This window comes from Kaarinaea lacus, assembly GCF_975902315.1.
In genome coordinates this window covers 1-2947 of the sequence record NZ_CDLKIE010000337.1, presented here as the reverse complement: position 1 = coordinate 2947, position 2947 = coordinate 1, and the positions used below count along the sequence as shown (strand labels likewise).

The window sequence follows — 2947 nt, the reverse complement described above, 5'->3', positions numbered from 1 at the left end:
ATTGCTGCCACCAACCGTCCCGACGTATTAGATCCTGCTTTATTGCGTCCCGGTCGTTTTGACCGCCAGGTTGTCGTGCCATTGCCAGATGTTCGTGGACGCGAACATATCTTGCGAGTCCATATGAGAAAAGTACCTTTAGGCGATGATGTGAAACCAACCATTATTGCGCGTGGTACGCCTGGATTTTCAGGTGCCGATTTAGCGAACCTGGTGAACGAGGCGGCGTTATTTGCAGCGCGTGAAAATCAACGCCTGGTAAATATGGCGCATTTTGAAAAAGCCAAAGACAAGATAATGATGGGTGCGGAACGCAAGTCTATGGTGATGAGCGAAGACGAGAAAAAACTCACCGCTTATCACGAAGCTGGACATGCGATTGTTGGTTTAAATGTTCCATCCCATGATCCAGTTTATAAAGTAACAATTATCCCTCGTGGTCGTGCTCTCGGCGTCACCATGTTTTTACCTGAAGAAGATCGCTATAGTTACAGCAAACAGCGGTTAGAAAGTCAGATCTCGAGTATGTTTGGTGGACGAATCGCTGAAGAACTGATTTTTGGTAAAGACAGTGTGACCACTGGTGCAAGTAATGATATCCAACGTGCTACAGAGATCGCTCGTAATATGGTTACTCGATGGGGATTGTCCGAAAAGTTGGGTCCCTTAACTTATAGTGAAGATGAGGGTGAAGTCTTTCTTGGCCACTCAGTAACTCAGCATAAAAATGTCTCAGGTGCGACTGCCAATCTTATTGATGAAGAGATTCGTAAATTAATTGATAAAAATTATGAGAGGGCAGAAAAGATCCTGGTAAAAGACATGGATAAATTACACATGATGGCTGATGCCCTGATAAAGTATGAAACGATCGATCAGGATCAAATCAGCGACATTATGGCAGGAAAATCACCCAGACCTCCAGAAGACTGGTCTGATCAGCCACCTCCAGGTCCTAGCGGTAAAGAAGAAAAAAAGGAAACAAAACCCAAGGACAGTAAAACTGATAGCAGCATTGGCGGTCCTGCGGGAGAACATTAAACCACTTCATTTGTATTAGCTGAGCAAGTAAATATTTGGCTTCGCAACAGTTCTAAATGAAGCATGGCAAACGCATTACAATGCGCAGATAAATTGCTCGACCTGAGCAGTCCCTGCATAATGGGTATATTGAATGTGACCCCCGATTCTTTTTCAGACGGGGGTCAATTTGTTTCTGTAGATAGTGCAATGCAACAATCTCGAAACATGGTGGCTGATGGAGCGGCGATAATAGATATTGGTGGTGAGTCAACCCGTCCCGGTGCCAAGGTAGTTTCAATAGATGAAGAACGTCAGCGCGTATTGCCCGTAATAAAGCGCATTCAAAAAGAACTTCCCGATACCATAATTTCAATAGATACCAGTAAACCAGAAATAATGGCCAACGCTATTGTTGCTGGAGCACACGTAGTAAATGACGTAAATGCCTTGCGTGCGCCTGGTGCAGTGGACGTAATTGCTGGTAGTAATGTGGCTGTTTGCTTGATGCATATGCAAGGCGAACCAAGAACCATGCAAAAAGACCCTCATTACAACAACGTTGTGGAAGAAGTTTTTTATTTTTTACAGCAACGTGTCGAAGCGTGTCTTAACGCTGGAATTGATAAGAGCAGGATAATAGTGGATCCCGGTTTTGGCTTTGGAAAGAACTTAGAGCATAATTTATTATTATTTAAGCAATTGAAAAGATTTAAAGAGTTAGGGGTAGCATTACTGGTTGGTGTATCTCGAAAGTCAATGATCGGTGCTATATTAGATAAGCCCATTGAAAACAGGTTAATTGGCAGCATTAGCCTGGCAACACTGGCAGCATGGATGGGTGCTGACATTCTGCGTGTTCATGATGTCGGCGCCACTAATGATGCATTAAAAACTGTTAGCGCAGTTCGTTCTGTTTAAAGGTAGCGTAAGCATGAAAAGAAAATATTTTGGAACCGATGGTATACGAGGCCGTGTTGGGGAAGGAGTAATAACTCCGGAATTTATCATGAAGCTGGGATGGGCGGTTGGCCGTGTCCTCGGTGATAGCGATGGACGACGTAGCAAGGTGCTAATTGGAAAAGATACCAGGATATCCGGCTACATGTTTGAATCCGCGCTGGAAGCGGGATTGTCGGCTGCTGGTATCGATATCTTGTTACTTGGCCCTATGCCAACCCCGGGTATTGCTTACCTTACCAGGACTTTACATGCGCAAGCAGGTATCGTCATTAGTGCTTCGCACAATCCATTTCAAGATAATGGTATCAAGTTTTTTTCTTCTAAGGGCACAAAACTCTCTGATGAAATTGAACTGGCCATTGAAGCGGAAATAGATAAAGAATTTACCTGCGTTGATTCTTCCAGGCTTGGTAAGGCTGAACGTATTGAGGATGCGGCGGGACGCTATATAGAATTTTGTAAGAGCACCGTACCGTTGGGAGTCGATTTGAAAGGTATGCGTGTTGTCGTGGATTGTGCGCATGGTGCGACATATCATATAGCACCCTGTGTGTTTGATGAATTGGGCGCCGACGTAATCACGATTGGCACATCCCCCGATGGCTTGAATATTAATGATGGTTTTGGCAGTACTCAACCCGAAGCCTTGATGAGCGCAGTTGTGGAACAGAACGCCGATTTTGGTATAGCACTGGATGGCGATGGTGATCGAGTGCTAATGGTAGATCATAAAGGCGAACTGGTTGATGGTGATGAGCTTCTCTATATCATTGCTAAATCACGTTTAGTGGATTCCACGCTGAATGGCGGTGTTGTGGGCACTGTCATGAGTAACCTGGGCCTGGAGCGTGCCTTAAATGATTCCGGGGTGGCTTTCAAGCGTGCCAAAGTTGGCGATCGCTATGTGATGGAACTGTTAAAAAAGGACGGTTGGCTATTGGGTGGAGAAGGCTCCGGCCATATT

At 45.0% G+C, this 2947-nt stretch carries 3 protein-coding genes; all 3 read left to right on the top strand.

Annotated features, from left to right (window positions below):
• Positions 1-1041 (top strand): ATP-dependent metallopeptidase FtsH/Yme1/Tma family protein (locus ACWVCM_RS10845; protein ID WP_455201771.1); only part of this gene is annotated, 1041 nt, incomplete at its 5' end.
• A gap of 120 nt (positions 1042-1161) precedes the next feature.
• Positions 1162-1941 (top strand): dihydropteroate synthase, encoded by a 780-nt coding sequence (gene folP, locus ACWVCM_RS10840; RefSeq protein ID WP_455201770.1) that lies wholly within the window; start codon positions 1162-1164, stop codon positions 1939-1941.
• Positions 1942-1954: 13 nt separating this feature from the next.
• On the top strand, positions 1955-2947 hold a 993-nt coding region (glmM, locus tag ACWVCM_RS10835; RefSeq protein ID WP_455201769.1), incomplete at its 3' end, for a phosphoglucosamine mutase.

Coding starts and splice junctions, on each gene's coding strand:
- folP (WP_455201770.1), top strand. CDS start 1,162: ATGGGTATATTGAATGTGACCCCCGATTCTTTTTCAGACGGGGGTCAA.